This is a genomic window from Comamonas terrigena NBRC 13299, from assembly GCF_006740045.1.
In the GTDB taxonomy this organism is placed as follows: Bacteria; Pseudomonadota; Gammaproteobacteria; order Burkholderiales; family Burkholderiaceae_C; genus Comamonas; species Comamonas terrigena.
Genome location: NZ_AP019749.1, coordinates 2,831,665 through 2,844,902, shown reverse-complemented (window position 1 = coordinate 2,844,902; position 13,238 = coordinate 2,831,665). Strand labels below are relative to the sequence as shown.

The 13,238-nt window shown below is 64.6% G+C and carries 18 protein-coding genes and 1 pseudogene; 9 read left to right on the top strand and 10 right to left on the bottom strand.

Features of this window, described 5'->3' with window-relative positions; translation table 11 throughout:
* Window positions 1-59 precede the first annotated feature (59 nt).
* The 4 genes from CT3_RS12845 (at window position 60) to CT3_RS12830 (ending at window position 3,269) form a co-directional block, all read left to right on the top strand.
* Window positions 60-854, top strand: coding sequence for an IclR family transcriptional regulator (locus tag CT3_RS12845; protein ID WP_083520214.1), 795 nt, complete (start codon window positions 60-62; stop codon window positions 852-854).
* A gap of 121 nt (window positions 855-975) precedes the next feature.
* Window positions 976-1,614 (top strand): acrylate utilization transcriptional regulator AcuR, encoded by a 639-nt coding sequence (acuR, locus tag CT3_RS12840; RefSeq protein WP_066533101.1) that lies wholly within the window; start codon window positions 976-978, stop codon window positions 1,612-1,614.
* Between the two features lie 48 nt (window positions 1,615-1,662).
* Window positions 1,663-2,646 carry an acrylyl-CoA reductase (NADPH) gene (gene acuI, locus CT3_RS12835; protein WP_066533096.1) on the top strand — a complete coding sequence of 328 codons (984 nt, stop codon included), beginning with the start codon at window positions 1,663-1,665 and terminating at the stop codon, window positions 2,644-2,646.
* A gap of 41 nt (window positions 2,647-2,687) precedes the next feature.
* Window positions 2,688-3,269, top strand: coding sequence for a peroxidase-related enzyme (locus CT3_RS12830; protein WP_066533094.1), 582 nt, complete (start codon window positions 2,688-2,690; stop codon window positions 3,267-3,269).
* Window positions 3,270-3,568: 299 nt separating this feature from the next.
* Here CT3_RS12830 and CT3_RS12825 read toward each other — a convergent pair whose 3' ends face one another.
* From CT3_RS12825 to CT3_RS12805, 5 genes are all read right to left on the bottom strand, one after another.
* Window positions 3,569-4,120: an RNA 2'-phosphotransferase gene (locus CT3_RS12825; protein ID WP_066533089.1), complete on the bottom strand. Its 552-nt coding sequence runs from the start codon at window positions 4,118-4,120 to the stop codon at window positions 3,569-3,571.
* A 49-nt stretch (window positions 4,121-4,169) separates the two neighbouring features.
* Window positions 4,170-4,490, bottom strand: coding sequence for a hypothetical protein (locus CT3_RS12820; RefSeq protein WP_066533087.1), 321 nt, complete (start codon window positions 4,488-4,490; stop codon window positions 4,170-4,172).
* 209 nt (window positions 4,491-4,699) lie between these two features.
* On the bottom strand, window positions 4,700-5,224 hold the full coding sequence (locus CT3_RS12815; protein ID WP_218568109.1) for a P-loop NTPase family protein: 525 nt from the start codon (window positions 5,222-5,224) through the stop codon (window positions 4,700-4,702).
* Window positions 5,225-5,344: 120 nt separating this feature from the next.
* On the bottom strand, window positions 5,345-5,905 hold the full coding sequence (locus CT3_RS12810; protein ID WP_066533081.1) for a flavodoxin family protein: 561 nt from the start codon (window positions 5,903-5,905) through the stop codon (window positions 5,345-5,347).
* A 76-nt stretch (window positions 5,906-5,981) separates the two neighbouring features.
* Window positions 5,982-6,404 (bottom strand): MoaF-related domain-containing protein, encoded by a 423-nt coding sequence (locus CT3_RS12805; RefSeq protein WP_066533080.1) that lies wholly within the window; start codon window positions 6,402-6,404, stop codon window positions 5,982-5,984.
* Between the two features lie 281 nt (window positions 6,405-6,685).
* On the opposite strand from CT3_RS12805, the gene CT3_RS12800 reads away from it, so the two are divergent.
* Both CT3_RS12800 and CT3_RS12795 read left to right on the top strand, forming a co-directional pair.
* Window positions 6,686-7,117, top strand: coding sequence for a winged helix-turn-helix transcriptional regulator (locus CT3_RS12800; RefSeq protein ID WP_066533078.1), 432 nt, complete (start codon window positions 6,686-6,688; stop codon window positions 7,115-7,117).
* A 92-nt stretch (window positions 7,118-7,209) separates the two neighbouring features.
* On the top strand, window positions 7,210-7,665 hold the full coding sequence (locus CT3_RS12795; protein WP_066533359.1) for a GFA family protein: 456 nt from the start codon (window positions 7,210-7,212) through the stop codon (window positions 7,663-7,665).
* 61 nt (window positions 7,666-7,726) lie between these two features.
* Here CT3_RS12795 and CT3_RS12790 read toward each other — a convergent pair whose 3' ends face one another.
* From CT3_RS12790 to CT3_RS12775, 4 genes and pseudogenes are all read right to left on the bottom strand, one after another.
* A complete protein-coding gene (locus CT3_RS12790; RefSeq protein ID WP_127446232.1) occupies window positions 7,727-8,143 on the bottom strand; it encodes a hypothetical protein in 417 nt (138 codons plus the stop codon).
* A gap of 37 nt (window positions 8,144-8,180) precedes the next feature.
* A pseudogene (locus CT3_RS12785) lies at window positions 8,181-8,510 on the bottom strand (LysE family translocator); the annotation flags it as partial.
* A 10-nt stretch (window positions 8,511-8,520) separates the two neighbouring features.
* A complete protein-coding gene (locus CT3_RS12780; RefSeq protein ID WP_066533357.1) occupies window positions 8,521-8,886 on the bottom strand; it encodes an antibiotic biosynthesis monooxygenase family protein in 366 nt (121 codons plus the stop codon).
* 72 nt (window positions 8,887-8,958) lie between these two features.
* The gene (locus CT3_RS12775; protein WP_066533073.1) at window positions 8,959-9,591 is read right to left on the bottom strand and encodes an FMN-binding negative transcriptional regulator; all 633 of its coding nucleotides are present in this window, start codon (window positions 9,589-9,591) and stop codon (window positions 8,959-8,961) included.
* A 113-nt stretch (window positions 9,592-9,704) separates the two neighbouring features.
* On the opposite strand from CT3_RS12775, the gene pdxR reads away from it, so the two are divergent.
* From pdxR to CT3_RS12760, 3 genes are all read left to right on the top strand, one after another.
* Window positions 9,705-11,219, top strand: coding sequence for a MocR-like pyridoxine biosynthesis transcription factor PdxR (gene pdxR / locus CT3_RS12770; RefSeq protein ID WP_066533355.1), 1,515 nt, complete (start codon window positions 9,705-9,707; stop codon window positions 11,217-11,219).
* A 313-nt stretch (window positions 11,220-11,532) separates the two neighbouring features.
* Window positions 11,533-11,865 carry a DUF2834 domain-containing protein gene (locus CT3_RS12765; RefSeq protein WP_066533072.1) on the top strand — a complete coding sequence of 111 codons (333 nt, stop codon included), beginning with the start codon at window positions 11,533-11,535 and terminating at the stop codon, window positions 11,863-11,865.
* A gap of 320 nt (window positions 11,866-12,185) precedes the next feature.
* On the top strand, window positions 12,186-12,728 hold the full coding sequence (locus tag CT3_RS12760; RefSeq protein WP_141891759.1) for a hypothetical protein: 543 nt from the start codon (window positions 12,186-12,188) through the stop codon (window positions 12,726-12,728).
* On the opposite strand, the gene CT3_RS12755 is transcribed toward CT3_RS12760, so the two are convergent.
* Window positions 12,699-13,211 carry a hypothetical protein gene (locus tag CT3_RS12755; RefSeq protein WP_066533069.1) on the bottom strand — a complete coding sequence of 171 codons (513 nt, stop codon included), beginning with the start codon at window positions 13,209-13,211 and terminating at the stop codon, window positions 12,699-12,701. The genes CT3_RS12760 and CT3_RS12755 overlap by 30 nt on opposite strands.
* Window positions 13,212-13,238 lie beyond the last annotated feature (27 nt).

Sequence of the window (13,238 nt, the reverse complement as noted above, 5' to 3'; positions counted from 1 at the left end):
AATCGAAATCATGTTCTACTAGGCAGAACAGCCCGAAAACTGCACTCAGAGCCCTTTGCATGCCCAGTGACCCCCCCATGACCGCACCGGACACCGCTGAATCCAGCAGCGGCGTGGCCGTGCTCGACCGAGCGTTTTCCATCCTGGGGGCCTTCAGCCCCACGGACGACCGCCTGACCCTGACCGAGCTGTCCAAGCGCACGGGGCTGTACAAAAGCACGGTGCTGCGCCTGCTGGTGGCGCTGGAGCATGGCGGCTTCATCCGCAAGCTGGAAGACGGTCTGTATGCCGTGGGCCCCCAACCCATGCGCCTGGCCGCGATCTACCAGCGATCGTTCCGGGTGGACTCCGTGATCGAGCCTTTGCTGGCCGAGCTGAGCGCTGCGTTGAACGAGACCGCGTCCTTCTATGTGCGCGCGGCAGAGCGGCGCCTGGTGGTCAGCCGCGTGGAGCCCGCGCGGGCGGTGCGGGTCTCCATCCGCGTGGGGGAAGACTTCGACATCCGGCACGGTGCGGCAGGCAAGGTGCTGCTGGCCTTCACCGAGAGCGAGTTGCAGCCTGACATGGTGGCGGTCCGCGAGCGCCTGTGGGCCACCTCCTATGGCGAACGCGATGCAGAGTCCTGCGCCGCATCGGTGCCGGTGTTTGGTGCCCTGGGTGAACTCAAGGGGGCGTTGACCGTGTCGGGGCCGCTGTCGCGCCTGGGCGTGCCGCAGGCCATGCATGCGGCCGTGGGTGCGCTGCTGGACATGGCCGTGCGCGCCACGATTGCCTTCGGCGGAAATCCGGCCCGCTTGCTCACTGCGGGCAAGCATCTCCAGCTGAACAGCGTCAGCGCAGCAAGGCCAGACTGAGCCTGCCGTATGGGCTGCAGACGGGGTGTTGATGGCCGAAAGCGATGGTCCGTTTTGCAGGGTGGATGGCTGCTGGCCGTCGCCACTTGAAAATATAGACTAACCAGTCTATATTTGCCGCATGCACACCGACCCACTCCTGAAACCGCGGCGCGGCAGGCCGCCAAGGCCCCGGGTCGAGGACGTTGACACGCGCGAACTGCTGCTGCGTGCAGGTCTGGAGACGCTCACCGAAAAAGGTTTCGCCACCGCCGGAATCGATGAAATCCTGGCCCGGGTGCGGGTGCCGAAAGGCTCGTTCTACCACTACTTCCCCAGCAAGGAAGCCTTTGGCCTGGCGCTGATTGAACACTACGCCAACTACTTTGCCTACAAGCTGGACAGCCACTTTGGCAATGAGGCGCTTGTGCCGCTGGCAAGGTTGGATGCCTTCGTCGCGGATGCCGTGGCCGGTATGGAGCGGTACGACTTCAAGCGGGGCTGCCTGATTGGCAACCTGGGGCAGGAAATGAACGGCCTGCCCGAGTCCTTCCGGGAGCGGCTGACCGAGGTTTTCAGCGACTGGGAGGGGCGCACCGCCGCCTGCCTGGACGCCGCCAAGGCCCAAGGCCAGCTTGCACCCGGCGCGGATACGGCCCAGCTGGCCTGTGCATTCTGGATTGGATGGGAAGGGGCGGTGCTGCGCGCCAAGCTGGAGCGAAGTGCCCAGCCGCTGCACACCTTTGCCCGTTTTTTTGCTGCAGGCCTGCCCAGGGCCTGATTTTTTGGCCTTTTTATAGACGATCAGTCTAAATGTGAAGGAGTGGCGATGTTCAGTGGAATCTTGATCGGCAAAGACGACGGCGGCTACCACGCGAAGCTACAGCGCATCGACGAGTCGCTGCTGCCGGAGGGTGACGTGCTGGTGCGCGTCTCCCATTCGACGATCAACTACAAGGATGCGCTCGCCATCACCGGCCAGGGGCCCGTGGTGCGCAAGTTCCCCATGGTGCCGGGGGTGGACCTGGTGGGTCAGGTGGAGCATTCGTCCCATACCGCTTTCAAGCAGGGAGACTGGGTCTTGCTCAACGGCTGGGGGGTGGGTGAAACCCACTGGGGCGGCCTGGCGCAGATGGCGCGCCTGAATGGGGACTGGCTGATTCCTTTGCCCGCCGGTTTCACTCCCCAGCAGGCCATGTCCCTGGGCACGGCGGGCTACACGGCCATGCTCTGTGTCATGGCCCTGGAGCGCCACGGTGTGAAACCCGGCGATGGCGAGATTGTGGTGACCGGGGCCGCCGGCGGCGTGGGCAGCGTGGCCATCGCCATCCTGTCCCAGCTGGGCTATGCCGTGGTGGCGGTGACCGGGCGCACCGATGAAACCGACTACCTGGTCGGCCTGGGGGCCAAAGAGGTGCTGCCACGCGCGCAGTTTTCGCAACCCGGCAAGCCGCTGGGCAAGGAGCGCTGGGCCGGGGCGGTGGACGTGGTGGGCAGCCACACCCTTGCCAATCTGTGCGCCACCACCCGCTACGGCGGCGTGGTGACGGCCTGCGGGCTTGCCGCCGGCATGGACTTCCCGTCCACGGTGGCGCCTTTCATTCTGCGGGGCGTGACGCTGGCGGGCATCGACAGCGTCATGCGGCCCACAGCCGACCGGCTCGAAGCGTGGTCGCGGCTTGCGATGGACCTGGATCTGAAGCAACTGGGCACCATCGGCCGCGAGGTGCCTTTGACCGAGGTGATTCCGCTGGCGACGGAACTCCTGCAAGGGCGGGTCAAGGGCCGCATCGTTGTTGATGTGAACCGCTGACCCGTTCCCCCTCAACGCCTGACTACAACCGGAGACAAGCCATGACCCCAACCCATGCTGGCGCCATCAGCCGCTTTCCTGTGCCCCTGCTGGAAGAGATGCCCGAAGACATCCGCGAGCGGCTGGTGGCGGTGCAGGAGAAATCAGGGTTCATTCCCAACGTCTTTCTCACCCTGGCCTACCGCCCCGACGAGTTCCGCGCCTTCTTTGCCTACCACGATGCGCTGATGGAACGCCCCGGCAACCTGAGCAAGGCCGAGCGCGAAATGATCGTGGTGGCCACCAGCGCGGTGAACCAGTGCCAGTATTGCGTGATCGCCCATGGGGCCATCTTGCGCATCCGCGCGAAGAACCCTTTGATTGCCGATCAGGTCGCTACCAACTATCGCAAGGCCGACATCACGGACCGCCAGAAGGCGATGCTGGATTTCGCCATGAAGGTGTCGGCCACGGCGCACCTGGTCGGTGAAGCGGATTTCGACGCTCTGAAGCAGCACGGTTTCACCGAGGACGACATCTGGGACATCGCCGGCGTGTCGGCGTTCTTCGGCATGTCCAACCGCCTGGCAAATGTCACCAGCATGCGTCCCAACAAAGAGTTCTACGCCATGGGGCGGGGCTGAGGAGGGCAGGGGCAGGTTCCGCGACTGGAGAGCGTATCTGCAGACGGGCCGCAAGGCGGGAGCGGCTGCCACAGGTTCTGGGTGGCTTGCACTTTTGGGTCTTGCAGTGCTCATGCGACCGGCCGCGGCTCAGATATTGGCTTCGACGGGAAGTTCATCACACGCTCTAGAGGGCGTGGCCTCGGACTGCAGAGGCACAGGAAACAGGAAACAGATAGCGGCCTCAGTGGCCGCTTTTTTGGGCGCCCGAGCCAGGCCATCCTCCAGGGCGGCCGTTCCTGCCCGCGCTGCGGTGGCGGTCACACCGCGTCGGAGGGAAAGCCGATGAACTCTGGTGGGACCGCTGTGGTGAGCCAGACGCCATTCTCGGCGCGCAAGAACACCTGCCCGCTGGCATGCAGTGCCCGCGCGTCCACCCACAGCACGCAGGGCTTGCCGTGGCGTCGGCCTACGGTTTCTGCCGTCTGCGCGTTGGTCGACAGGTGCACATGTTGCCGCTGCATCGGCTGCAGGCCCGTGCGGCGAATGGACTCCAGGAACCGTGATGCAGTGCCATGAAACAGGCGACTTGGTGGCTCCTGGGGCGGCAGCGCAAGCTGCACTGGAACGGAGTGGCCTTGGTTGGCGCGAATGCGTTCCCCGTCGTCGCTGAAGGCAAACCGCTGTTTGTCGCTGCCGGCCACAATCTGGCTCAGCGATGCGCGGTCGAGTGCCATGCCGTGGGCATTCGCGCGTTCCAGAAGATCGTCAACCTGCGCCCACCCCGCACTGTCCAATGCCAGCCCGATGGTCTCTGGTGCATGGCGAAGGACCAGGCTCAAAAACTTGCTCTTTTCCACCACGCTGCTCATACCCATCGCTCCAATGCCATCGCTTCAACGCAATCGCTCCCACGTTCTTCTACTCCAGCCACTCGCGGCTCTCCGGAATCATGTGTTCCGTTCGCCAGGCTTCCAGGCTGGCAAAGATGGCGGTTGCTGGCCATGGCGGTGTTTGCTGCCCTTGCCAGACCAGGTGGACCAGGGCCACCCGGCCGGTACCGTCCAGCAACGCAAACAGCGCGTCGTCGCCATTGCCGCGGCCGATGAGCTGGACGGGAACCCCGTGCAGTGCATGGCCCGGACTCGTTTCGCGCGCCAGCTGCTCGGCGAACGTGCGCAGGTAGCTGTCCCTCGCGCCAGTGGTTGATGTCCAGGGTTCCAGCCAATCCGTTTCTTGCATCTTGGGATTCTATTTCCCATGCGCCCATGCGCGGCTGCCACCGCACGCGGGCCGGGCGGACTGGGCGCGCGGGGCCCTAGGTCAGCTTCGGGCCGTCTGCAGCCTTCACCTTTCTCCCAACATTGCAGACATGGCAGACGACCGCAGTGGCTGGAGCTTCATGCTCTCCATGCCAGGGAGTGGCGGTGGGCTCTGCGGTCACATCAAAGTCAGCAGGCCGCAGGTGTCACCGCCACTGGCAGCCCATTCAGGAACGCAGCCACCTGCCGGTTGCCGCGCAGGTGCACCACCGGCACCTGGGGGCCCTTGGCCAGGCGCATGGCTTCGATGCCCGGGCGGTTGGCGTTGTCATAGTGCCAGACGTATTTCAGAAACGTCAGGAACGCGCGGTTGTGCTGCTCCTGGCAGCCGGCGGCCAGGTCGGTGCGGGGGCGCTTGCTGAAGCTGCGCGCAATCACGCGGCGCAGGCAGGTCCAACGCGGGGTGTCCAGCCAGATGACCAGATCGGCGCGGGGCAGGCGCAGATCGAAGGTGCGGCGGGCGTAGTTGCCCTCGCAGACCCAGGCATCGGGCGCCACTGCGTGGCGCACCCGTTCGCGGAAGACCTCGGCATCGGCCTCCACCCAGCCCGGCTCCCAGAACAGGGTGTCCAGGTGCACCACCGGCAGGCCCAGGCGCGCGCCCAGGGCGCGGGCCAGTGTGGATTTGCCGCTGCCTGCATTTCCCAAAATCACAATCCTCTGCATGAACGGCTTCCCATCGTCAAAAGGGTGGCGATTCTGCGGATTGGCAGCGACCTGTCAACAGCCCGGCGCAAATAAAAAAGGCTTGCGCACGCCCGCAGACCGCCTGCCTCAAGCGCCCGGGTTGAACCGCTGCGCCACCTGGGACACCCGTACCCCGTAGCCGCGTGCCGTGGCGATGTCCCCGTCGGGAATGGCGGCTGCGTCGGCATCCGACGGCGCTTGCACCAGCAGGCCCACGGAGCCTCCCAGGTTGTTCACATCGTTGCGGGTGGCCGCCAGGGTGTTGGAAGGAGGCACGCCCAGGCTGACCCAGATGCCGCCATGCTGGGAGGCCAGTGTCTGCATGCCGATCAAGGTCACCTGCTTGTCGCCGTTGAGGCTGGCGCTCACGGAAAAGCCTCCGAAGACCTTGTCCTGCCAGGCGCGGGTGAACCACGCCTTGGAACTGGCATCGGCAAACTTCTTGAACTGCCAGGGCGCGGAGCCCATGTAGGTGGGTGCGCCCAGCACAATGGCGTCGGCCTGGGCCAGCGCGTCCCAGGCTTCGTCGCTGAGGTTGCCTTCGGGGTCGATGCGCAGCAGTTGCGCCTGTGCACCCTGTGCTACGGCTTCAGCGATGCGTTGCGTGTGGCCGTAGCCGGAAAAATAGACCACTACAGTTTTTGCCATATGTCCTCCTGCGGATTGGCGGTGAAGATGGGGCTGGGGAAAGCGGCTGCGCCGGGCGCAAGCCGGGGTGCCAGGCTCAGGGGATTTGCACCAGACTGCCCTTGCGGCGGGATGCAGAGCCATCGGGCAGAAAAATGTTGGTGTAGGCCACACCGTTGCGGAAGTCGTCCACATGGACCACGTGCTGCCCCGCGCGGCGCGACCAATAGATCATGTAGACGCCGTCACCCACCGGCGTGACCGTGATGGGTACGTTGGCGGTGTTCTTGCCATCGGGAGAGGTGAACACCATCTCCCGGGCGGACTTGAAATCCAGGCGGAATTTCTGGTCGCCGAAGTCCACAAAGTAGGACTTGCCGGCGGCAATGAACTCGCTGTCCGAAGCGATGGCGACGGCATGGGGATCGGTAGCGGGCGTCTGGGCGCTGGCCCAGGGGGCCGACAGCAGCGCCGCAGCGCCCAGGATCAGGGAAGCAGCGGTTTTGGGAAAAAAGGTCATGGGACAGATTGCAGAATGGCGATTCAAAGGCCCCATCGGCGTTGCGCAACGCGGCCTTCACCCGTAGTGCTGCCCTTGAACCTGGCCCATCCAGTCGCCATGTGCCCGCCACTTGCATGGCGGGGCGCACATCCGGATTCTGGGCATACAAACCCGTCGGTGGCGGGCTGTCTTGGGGCGGTGGTCAAAGGTATTCAGCAGATACTTGGTATATTTTTCATCGTTGTCTGTGCTTGCCCAAGAACGCACCTGGAGGGCACCAGATTCCCTGGAGGAAACCTATGACCGATGACGCACTGCGGCTGCATGCAGGCCGCTATGCCTACAACGTCTACGAAGACAAATGCCCGACCCGCCAGGTACTGGAGCGTCTGGCGGACAAGTGGGCGCTGCTGATCCTGGACCGCCTGGAAACCGGCCCGCAGCGCTTCAATGGACTCAAACGCGAGATCAAGCAGATCACGCAGAAAGTGCTGACCCAGACCCTGCGCAAGCTGGAGCGCGATGGCCTGGTCACCCGCACGGTGTATGCCACCAAGCCCGTCACCGTCGAATACGCGCTGACGGCCCTGGGGGCCACCTTGACGGAAACCGTGGCCGCGCTGGCGCACTGGGCCGAGCAGAACATGGATGCGGTGGCCGCGGCACAGGCCGCCTATGACGCGCAAGAGGCCCGCCAGGCCGAGCTGCAAAAGCGCGTGCACCGGCTCTGAGCGGAACGGGAAAGGCGCGGCCGCAGGTGCTCTGTCGCAGGGGGGCACCGGCCGCCTGGCCGTACGCGGGCAACCCGGCGACAATGGCCGGCATGACCGACAACCATGCCGATGAACGCCCCGTCTACCAGGCTGCGTGCCACTGTGGGACGGTGCGCTTTTCCCTGCGTTTGACCGATGGCCTGCGCACGGTCCGCCGATGCAACTGCTCGTATTGCCGCATGCGCGGTGCTGTGGCGGTGTCCGCCAATCTGAGCGACCTCACCGTGACCCAAGGGCGGGATGCGCTCACGCTGTACCAGTTCAACACCGGGGAGGCCAAGCACTATTTCTGCTCCCGCTGCGGCATCTATACCTTCCACCAGCGCCGCTCTTCGCCGGACCAGTACGGCATCAATGTGGCCTGCATCGAAGGCATGAGCCCCTTTGACTTTGACAAGGTGCCGGTGAGCGAAGGCCGGGTGCATCCCAAGGACCGGCCCGGTGGTGCGTCGAACGTTGCCGGCTGGATCCTGTACCAGGCCAACCCCGAGGCAGGCGGGGACTGACGCCGTGGACAGGTGGTGGAGCGCCAGCTCCCGGCCCGATGGCCCTGGCGATGGACCGCCCCTAAGCGCACGCCTGCGCGCGCTGGGTGTGCTGCATCCAGCCGGTGAACTGCAGTAGCTTTGCATTGAACACATTGCCCGGCGCCCAGGGGTTGCGGGCATGTTCCAGAAAAAACGCGAGCTCTTCTGCCTTGCCGGGACACAGGCTGGCAAAGTGGCTGGCGTAGTCCTCCAGAGTCTCCTGCCAATAGCCGTCTGAGACGGAGCGCAGCACATGGGTGGCCCATACCAGCTTGCGGGCCGCCTCTTTCTGCAGCCGCCGCAGGGTGTGCTGGTCCTGCGCACCGGCGATGCGCGCGGCGTAGCCCTGCAGCACTCGTGCAGAGTCGCCGTTGAGGGCCTTGGCAATAGCGGGGGGAGGGCCGGAATGCCGGAAACCGCTGCGCCAGAGCGGCCCCCTGGATGCAGCGGCATGCATGCTTGAGCCAGTAGCCTCAGCTGTACAGATGGGCGGGATCCAGCACCTCTTCCCGCACGCCGATATCGAAGTCGATCAGCGCACCCGCCGGGCTGTGGCGCACCAGCATGCGCACGCCCAGATAGCTTAGGTAGGCGGCGCCGACGTACTTGACCAGGGTGGATGCCCACGCGGATTGGGCGATGAGCAAGGACAGTCCCCACGCCGCGGCCAGTACATGGACCAGGCCGCCCAGCGCCGTGCCCAGGCAGGAGGCCAACCCTTCCGGGCGGCCGCCGGCCACGGTGCGGGCAACGACATCGGCGATTCCCGGGCCCGGCGTGATGGCCAGCACCAGGGCGGCGAAAAGAAAAGCCAGCAACGACATGGCGGATGGTTCAAGGATGGTGCGAGGGGACCTCGGTAGCTGCCCCAGCTGCCCCAGCTGCCGCTGAAAGCGGGTGGGCAATGCCGCCGTCGCCATGGGCGCGAAGCACCTGGGCGATGACAACGTGGTAGCCCTTGATCCACTGCGCCTGCTGCTGCTTGGCGGCCAGGTGGGCAGGGTGCTGCATGAGCTGCTGCAAGGCTTGCAGGCTTTCCCAGTAGTAGACCGTGGAGACCAGGCCTGTCGCAGGGCTCTCCCACGCTTCCTCGCCCAGATAGCCCGGGATACCCCTGGCCACGTCGGCGATGATGGCGTCGAGCCGGTGGAACGCGTCGTCGTAGTTGCCCGGGGCGAAGGTGAAGGTGGCGCTGTACATCTCACCCTCCGTCCGGTGCATGGGTGCGGCGGCCCTGGTCGCCACCAGGCGGGTCAGGCAGGTGCAGGGCCTTCATGGCGGGGGCGCGGTGTTTTGCATGGCCTGCGCCAGGCCATGGTTGCCCACGGACTCCAGTCCCCGCATGGCGCCTTCGCGGTCCTGCACCTGGTGGTGCTGGTTGAGCTTGCGCTTGCATTCCAGTTTGCTCAGCCGGATCTCGATGCCCACGATGCGCTGCAGCTGCTGCGCCATGTAGTCCGACGGTGCGTCCCCCATCTTCCAGGGCACGGACTGGTCGGCCTCGTGCTGCCGCGTCAGGCGGCCAACCACGCCCCGCACGAACTTCTCGTCGTCGCGGACGTGGATGGTGCCGTGGGCGTGCACCACCTCATAGTTCCATGTGGGCACGCGCCGGTGGGTTTCCTGTTTGCCGGGATACCAGTTGGGGGAGATGTAGCCTTGCACCCCCCGAAACACCACCAGCACCTGCTCCCCATCGCGGACCTCCTGCCAGAGCGGGTTGGCCCGCGCCACATGGGCCAGCAGCACACCGGCGCCGCCGCCACTGGTGTCCAGCAGAAAGGGCAGGTGGTTTGCCTCCAGGCCGCTGGCGGTGTGGGTCACCAGCATGCCCAGCGCGTTGTCGCGCACGATGCGGTGAAGCTCCTCGGTTCGAGGTTCGGTGAATTGCGTGGGAAGGTACATGGCGCTTGACGGCGGGTACAGCGGGCAGCGCCCGCGAAGCCATCACTGTGCCGTTATTGCGGCTGGTGGAAAATAGCCAGTTTGGAGCAATTCAACCAGACCAGTTGACCGCCATGGCCATGCACAACGAGCGACGGACCGGACTCAGCCGGGCCCTCTACGAGGAATTTCGCGCCCGCATCGCGGACGGCACCTATGCCGCGGGAGCGGTGCTGCCATCCACCCGGGCGCTGGCGGCGGAGCGCGGGCTGTCGCGGGCGACCGTGACCCTGGTGTACGAGCAGATGGCCGCCGACGGGCTGATCGACAGCCGCGCAGGGGCAGCCAGCCGTGTGGCCGCCGGTGCGGCGGCGCCGGCCCCGCCCAGGCGGGCACGTGCCGCCGCCACAGCCGCAGCAACGGTTACCGCCACGGCGGCGGGCGGGCTTGCCGGAAGGCTGTCGCGCATCGGCCAGCACATGCAGGCCTTGCAGCTGGCAGACCCCCGGCCCACGCAGCCTGGAGAGATCGATTTTGTCTACGGGCCGCTGGCGGGCCGCGACTTCCCGACATCGACCTGGATGAAGGCCCTGCGTGCCGTGGAACGCCAGCGCATGTCCAGGCTGGAGTACGAAGAACCGCGCGGCAACCTGGAACTGCGCCGCGCGCTGCAAAAGCACCTCAGCCAGTCCCGGGGGCTGACCTGCGCGGTGGAGCAGCTCCTCATCGTCAACGGCTCGCAGCAGGCATTGGATCTGTGCGCGCGCCTGCTCATCAATCCCGGCGATCAGGTGGTCGTGGAGAACCCGGGATACCGGATGGCCCACCACGCATTCGAAGCCTATGGGGCCAGGCTGTGGTCTGCCCCCGTCGATGCGCAGGGGCTGGTCACGCAGCGGCTGGCCGCAGCGGGGGACGCGAAGCTGGCCTATGTGACGCCCACCCACCAGTTCCCGCTGGGCGCCTTCTTGCCCATGGCACGCCGCCGGCAGCTGCTGGACTGGGCGGCCCGGCACCATGCCTGGATCATCGAGGACGACTACGACAGCGAGTACCGCTACACCGTGCGCCCCGAAGCCACCCTGCAGTCGCTGGACGCGCACGGCTGTGTGATCCACGTCGGCACCTTCTCCAAGACGCTGTCGCCGCAACTGCGGCTGGGCTATATGGTGCTGCCGCCGGCGCTGGCCGAGACCTTTGCGGCCGCCAGGCGCGTGAGCGACCGGCACGGCGCAACCGGCATGCAGCGTGCCTTGGCGCGGATTCTGGAAGACGGCAGCTACGGCCGGCATGTGCGCCGCATCCGGCGTCTGCAACAGGCACGGCAGCATGCCCTGGTGCAGGCGCTGGAGCGCCACCTGGGCCCACAGGTCACGGTGCAAGGCGCGGCAAGCGGCCTGCACCTGGTGGTGTGGTTCAAGGAGGTGCCTGCAGCCCTGGAGCCGGCGCTGGTGGATGCCGCGCGCGCATGCGGTGTCCGTGTCTACCCCATCAGCCCACTGTATCTCCCGGGCACGGACGAGCGCCAGGCGAACCCCGCCGCCGGACTGGTGATGGGCTATGCCTTGCTGGAGCCGGACACCATCGCGGCAGGCATCCAACGCCTGGCCGAGGCCGTGGCGCGCACCAGGTCCCTTCAAGGCGGGTGAGCGGTCTGCGCCGGCGCAGCACTTGCCCGCACCGCCATCACCGCGCAGCTGTCGCCGCACAGCCCTTGCATGCACTGGCCGCAACAGCCGCAAGCCAGTGGGAGGGCGCCTGCGGCTGGGCAAGCCATGGCAGAACGCAGTGCGCGCGCTGAAGAGGGGATGGGGTGATGGGGGCCATGTGGGGTGACGCAGATCACAGGCCTTGGCGGCGGCCTGGCTACCATGGCCGGGCGCCCAGATGCATCGCATCCACGCCACAAACGCCCCGGTGTCGCCAACAGGCCGGCGCGCTCAGGCCCACACAGAAAGCCCTATGCAACCCATCTACCTCCGTCTTTGCCTGGCGGGCGCAGCCTTGCCGCTTTCGCAGTTTGTGCCTTGGCTGGCCGCGCACGGCCTGCATCTGCCGCTGCTGCTGCAACAGGCCAGTGCCAGCCATATCGCCGCATTTGCCTGGGCGGATGTGCTGGTCTCGGGCATTGCGGTCGCCGTGTTTGTGGTGGTGGAAGGGCGCAGGCTGGCCATGCCCCGGTGGTGGCTGCCGCTGTGCTGCCTGGCCGTCGGGCCTTCGCTGGCCTTGCCGCTGTTCCTGCTGCTGCGGGAGCGGCATCTGGGGGCAGGCAAGCTGCGCGCGGGTGTGGAGTGAAGGTTGCGCCGTGGTGATCACGGACTGTGCATGGGCGAACTGCGGTTGTTGCGATCTGGCTTCGGGCAGTCTTTCCTTTTGCCGCATCGGCATGCGTCAGTTCGGGGATTGGCGCGGTAGCAATTTGCTTGCATGAGGTCCCGGGGCATCTTTGAACGGCGTTCTGCTCCGGGTTGAACGGCATGCTTGAACTACCCATTGACAGCAGCCGACCTATTGCGATTAATCAAACGGATTGGCGTCAACAGTTGTCACTGTTCGACCTTCAACGGTCAACCACGCACCCACCGCCGGTCGTTCCCGTAGAGAGACAATGGCCTATGGATACAAACCACCTCATCTCGATAAAAGAAAGAATCCAAAAATCTGCTTTGACAGCTCCACCAAACCCTTGGAAAAAAATTGGAAGTTTCGCTGTTGGCAGCTTGCGTTCGATTGGGTTTGACAAAAAATCGGAACTATTGCTAGTGATTTCTAGCTCTGGCCGAGGGGTCATAAACTGCCAAACTGCTGAAAAAGTTGCTAGGGATTACGAAGAAAATTTTGATGATGAGATTTTTCTAGAGACTGAAGGCATCGGTCCTCTGGCGGGCGTTGTAATCCGCGTCGCGGGAATTTATGGCGGTGGCCTCCCAAGGTTTACAAGAGATGGCTGGTCCATTGAGAATGTCACCTTGGACTGGGCAATTCAAGATGTTCTTCTACTTGCTCCCAGCAGTATTCTCACTGGAGAAAAATACGGGAAGCCGTTCGGCTTTTATAAGTTGTTCAGAGACTTCGAACCAATTACAGCCGGTTTTTCCTACACAGGAAAGACGCTAGTGATTGCAGTTTCAAGTGGCATCGAAGTATGGGGACGGTAATTCGCTCAGCGCAAACTGCTGTTCACCTAAGCGACTGACCACGACTGCGTCCGAATCAGGAAAATAAGGCAACTTGCTTCTCAGTCCTTCCTGCTGCCAGAGGTCATGCTCGTCGGGTATGACGCATTCGAAGTTATAGCCCGGGTCACGTGCGATCCAGTAGTACGGAGCGCCATCTCTTGCAGGGAAGCTAATTGAATACATCCGCAGCGGGTGCAGGGGTGTTGTGGCCTTGTCCCAAGCATTCCAAAACGCAGGATGCTTTGCCCGAAACCACGGCTCGGCAAAGGCGATGGCATGCTGAGAGTCATCCCAGACTTGCTGAATGAGTAACTGGGCAGTTTGTAGAGCGGGCACATGGCTTGTCTCCTTGAGATGCTCTACATAAATCAATCGCTCCCCAAACTGAAACTCGCACTGGCTTTTCGAACCATCGATGTCCCAGTGACCGAGCAGGGGAGCATTCAGCAAGTCGATGAGCATGGGCAAATTCCTTGGTCGGGATGGACG

What these genes read in the sequence shown, in the direction of transcription:
- CT3_RS12845 (WP_083520214.1), top strand. Translation starts at nt 60, where the DNA reads ATGCCCAGTGACCCCCCCATGACCGCACCGGACACCGCTGAATCCAGC.
- CT3_RS12760 (WP_141891759.1), top strand. Translation starts at nt 12,186, where the DNA reads ATGGATACAAACCACCTCATCTCGATAAAAGAAAGAATCCAAAAATCT.
- CT3_RS12820 (WP_066533087.1), bottom strand. Translation starts at nt 4,490, where the DNA reads ATGCAAGAAACGGATTGGCTGGAACCCTGGACATCAACCACTGGCGCG.
- CT3_RS12800 (WP_066533078.1), top strand. Translation starts at nt 6,686, where the DNA reads ATGACCGATGACGCACTGCGGCTGCATGCAGGCCGCTATGCCTACAAC.
- CT3_RS12780 (WP_066533357.1), bottom strand. Translation starts at nt 8,886, where the DNA reads ATGTACAGCGCCACCTTCACCTTCGCCCCGGGCAACTACGACGACGCG.
- CT3_RS12765 (WP_066533072.1), top strand. Translation starts at nt 11,533, where the DNA reads ATGCAACCCATCTACCTCCGTCTTTGCCTGGCGGGCGCAGCCTTGCCG.
- CT3_RS12825 (WP_066533089.1), bottom strand. Translation starts at nt 4,120, where the DNA reads ATGAGCAGCGTGGTGGAAAAGAGCAAGTTTTTGAGCCTGGTCCTTCGC.
- CT3_RS12775 (WP_066533073.1), bottom strand. Translation starts at nt 9,591, where the DNA reads ATGTACCTTCCCACGCAATTCACCGAACCTCGAACCGAGGAGCTTCAC.
- CT3_RS12790 (WP_127446232.1), bottom strand. Translation starts at nt 8,143, where the DNA reads ATGCATGCCGCTGCATCCAGGGGGCCGCTCTGGCGCAGCGGTTTCCGG.
- pdxR (WP_066533355.1), top strand. Translation starts at nt 9,705, where the DNA reads ATGGCCATGCACAACGAGCGACGGACCGGACTCAGCCGGGCCCTCTAC.
- CT3_RS12795 (WP_066533359.1), top strand. Translation starts at nt 7,210, where the DNA reads ATGACCGACAACCATGCCGATGAACGCCCCGTCTACCAGGCTGCGTGC.
- CT3_RS12755 (WP_066533069.1), bottom strand. Translation starts at nt 13,211, where the DNA reads ATGCTCATCGACTTGCTGAATGCTCCCCTGCTCGGTCACTGGGACATC.
- CT3_RS12830 (WP_066533094.1), top strand. Translation starts at nt 2,688, where the DNA reads ATGACCCCAACCCATGCTGGCGCCATCAGCCGCTTTCCTGTGCCCCTG.
- acuI (WP_066533096.1), top strand. Translation starts at nt 1,663, where the DNA reads ATGTTCAGTGGAATCTTGATCGGCAAAGACGACGGCGGCTACCACGCG.
- CT3_RS12805 (WP_066533080.1), bottom strand. Translation starts at nt 6,404, where the DNA reads ATGACCTTTTTTCCCAAAACCGCTGCTTCCCTGATCCTGGGCGCTGCG.
- CT3_RS12810 (WP_066533081.1), bottom strand. Translation starts at nt 5,905, where the DNA reads ATGGCAAAAACTGTAGTGGTCTATTTTTCCGGCTACGGCCACACGCAA.
- acuR (WP_066533101.1), top strand. Translation starts at nt 976, where the DNA reads ATGCACACCGACCCACTCCTGAAACCGCGGCGCGGCAGGCCGCCAAGG.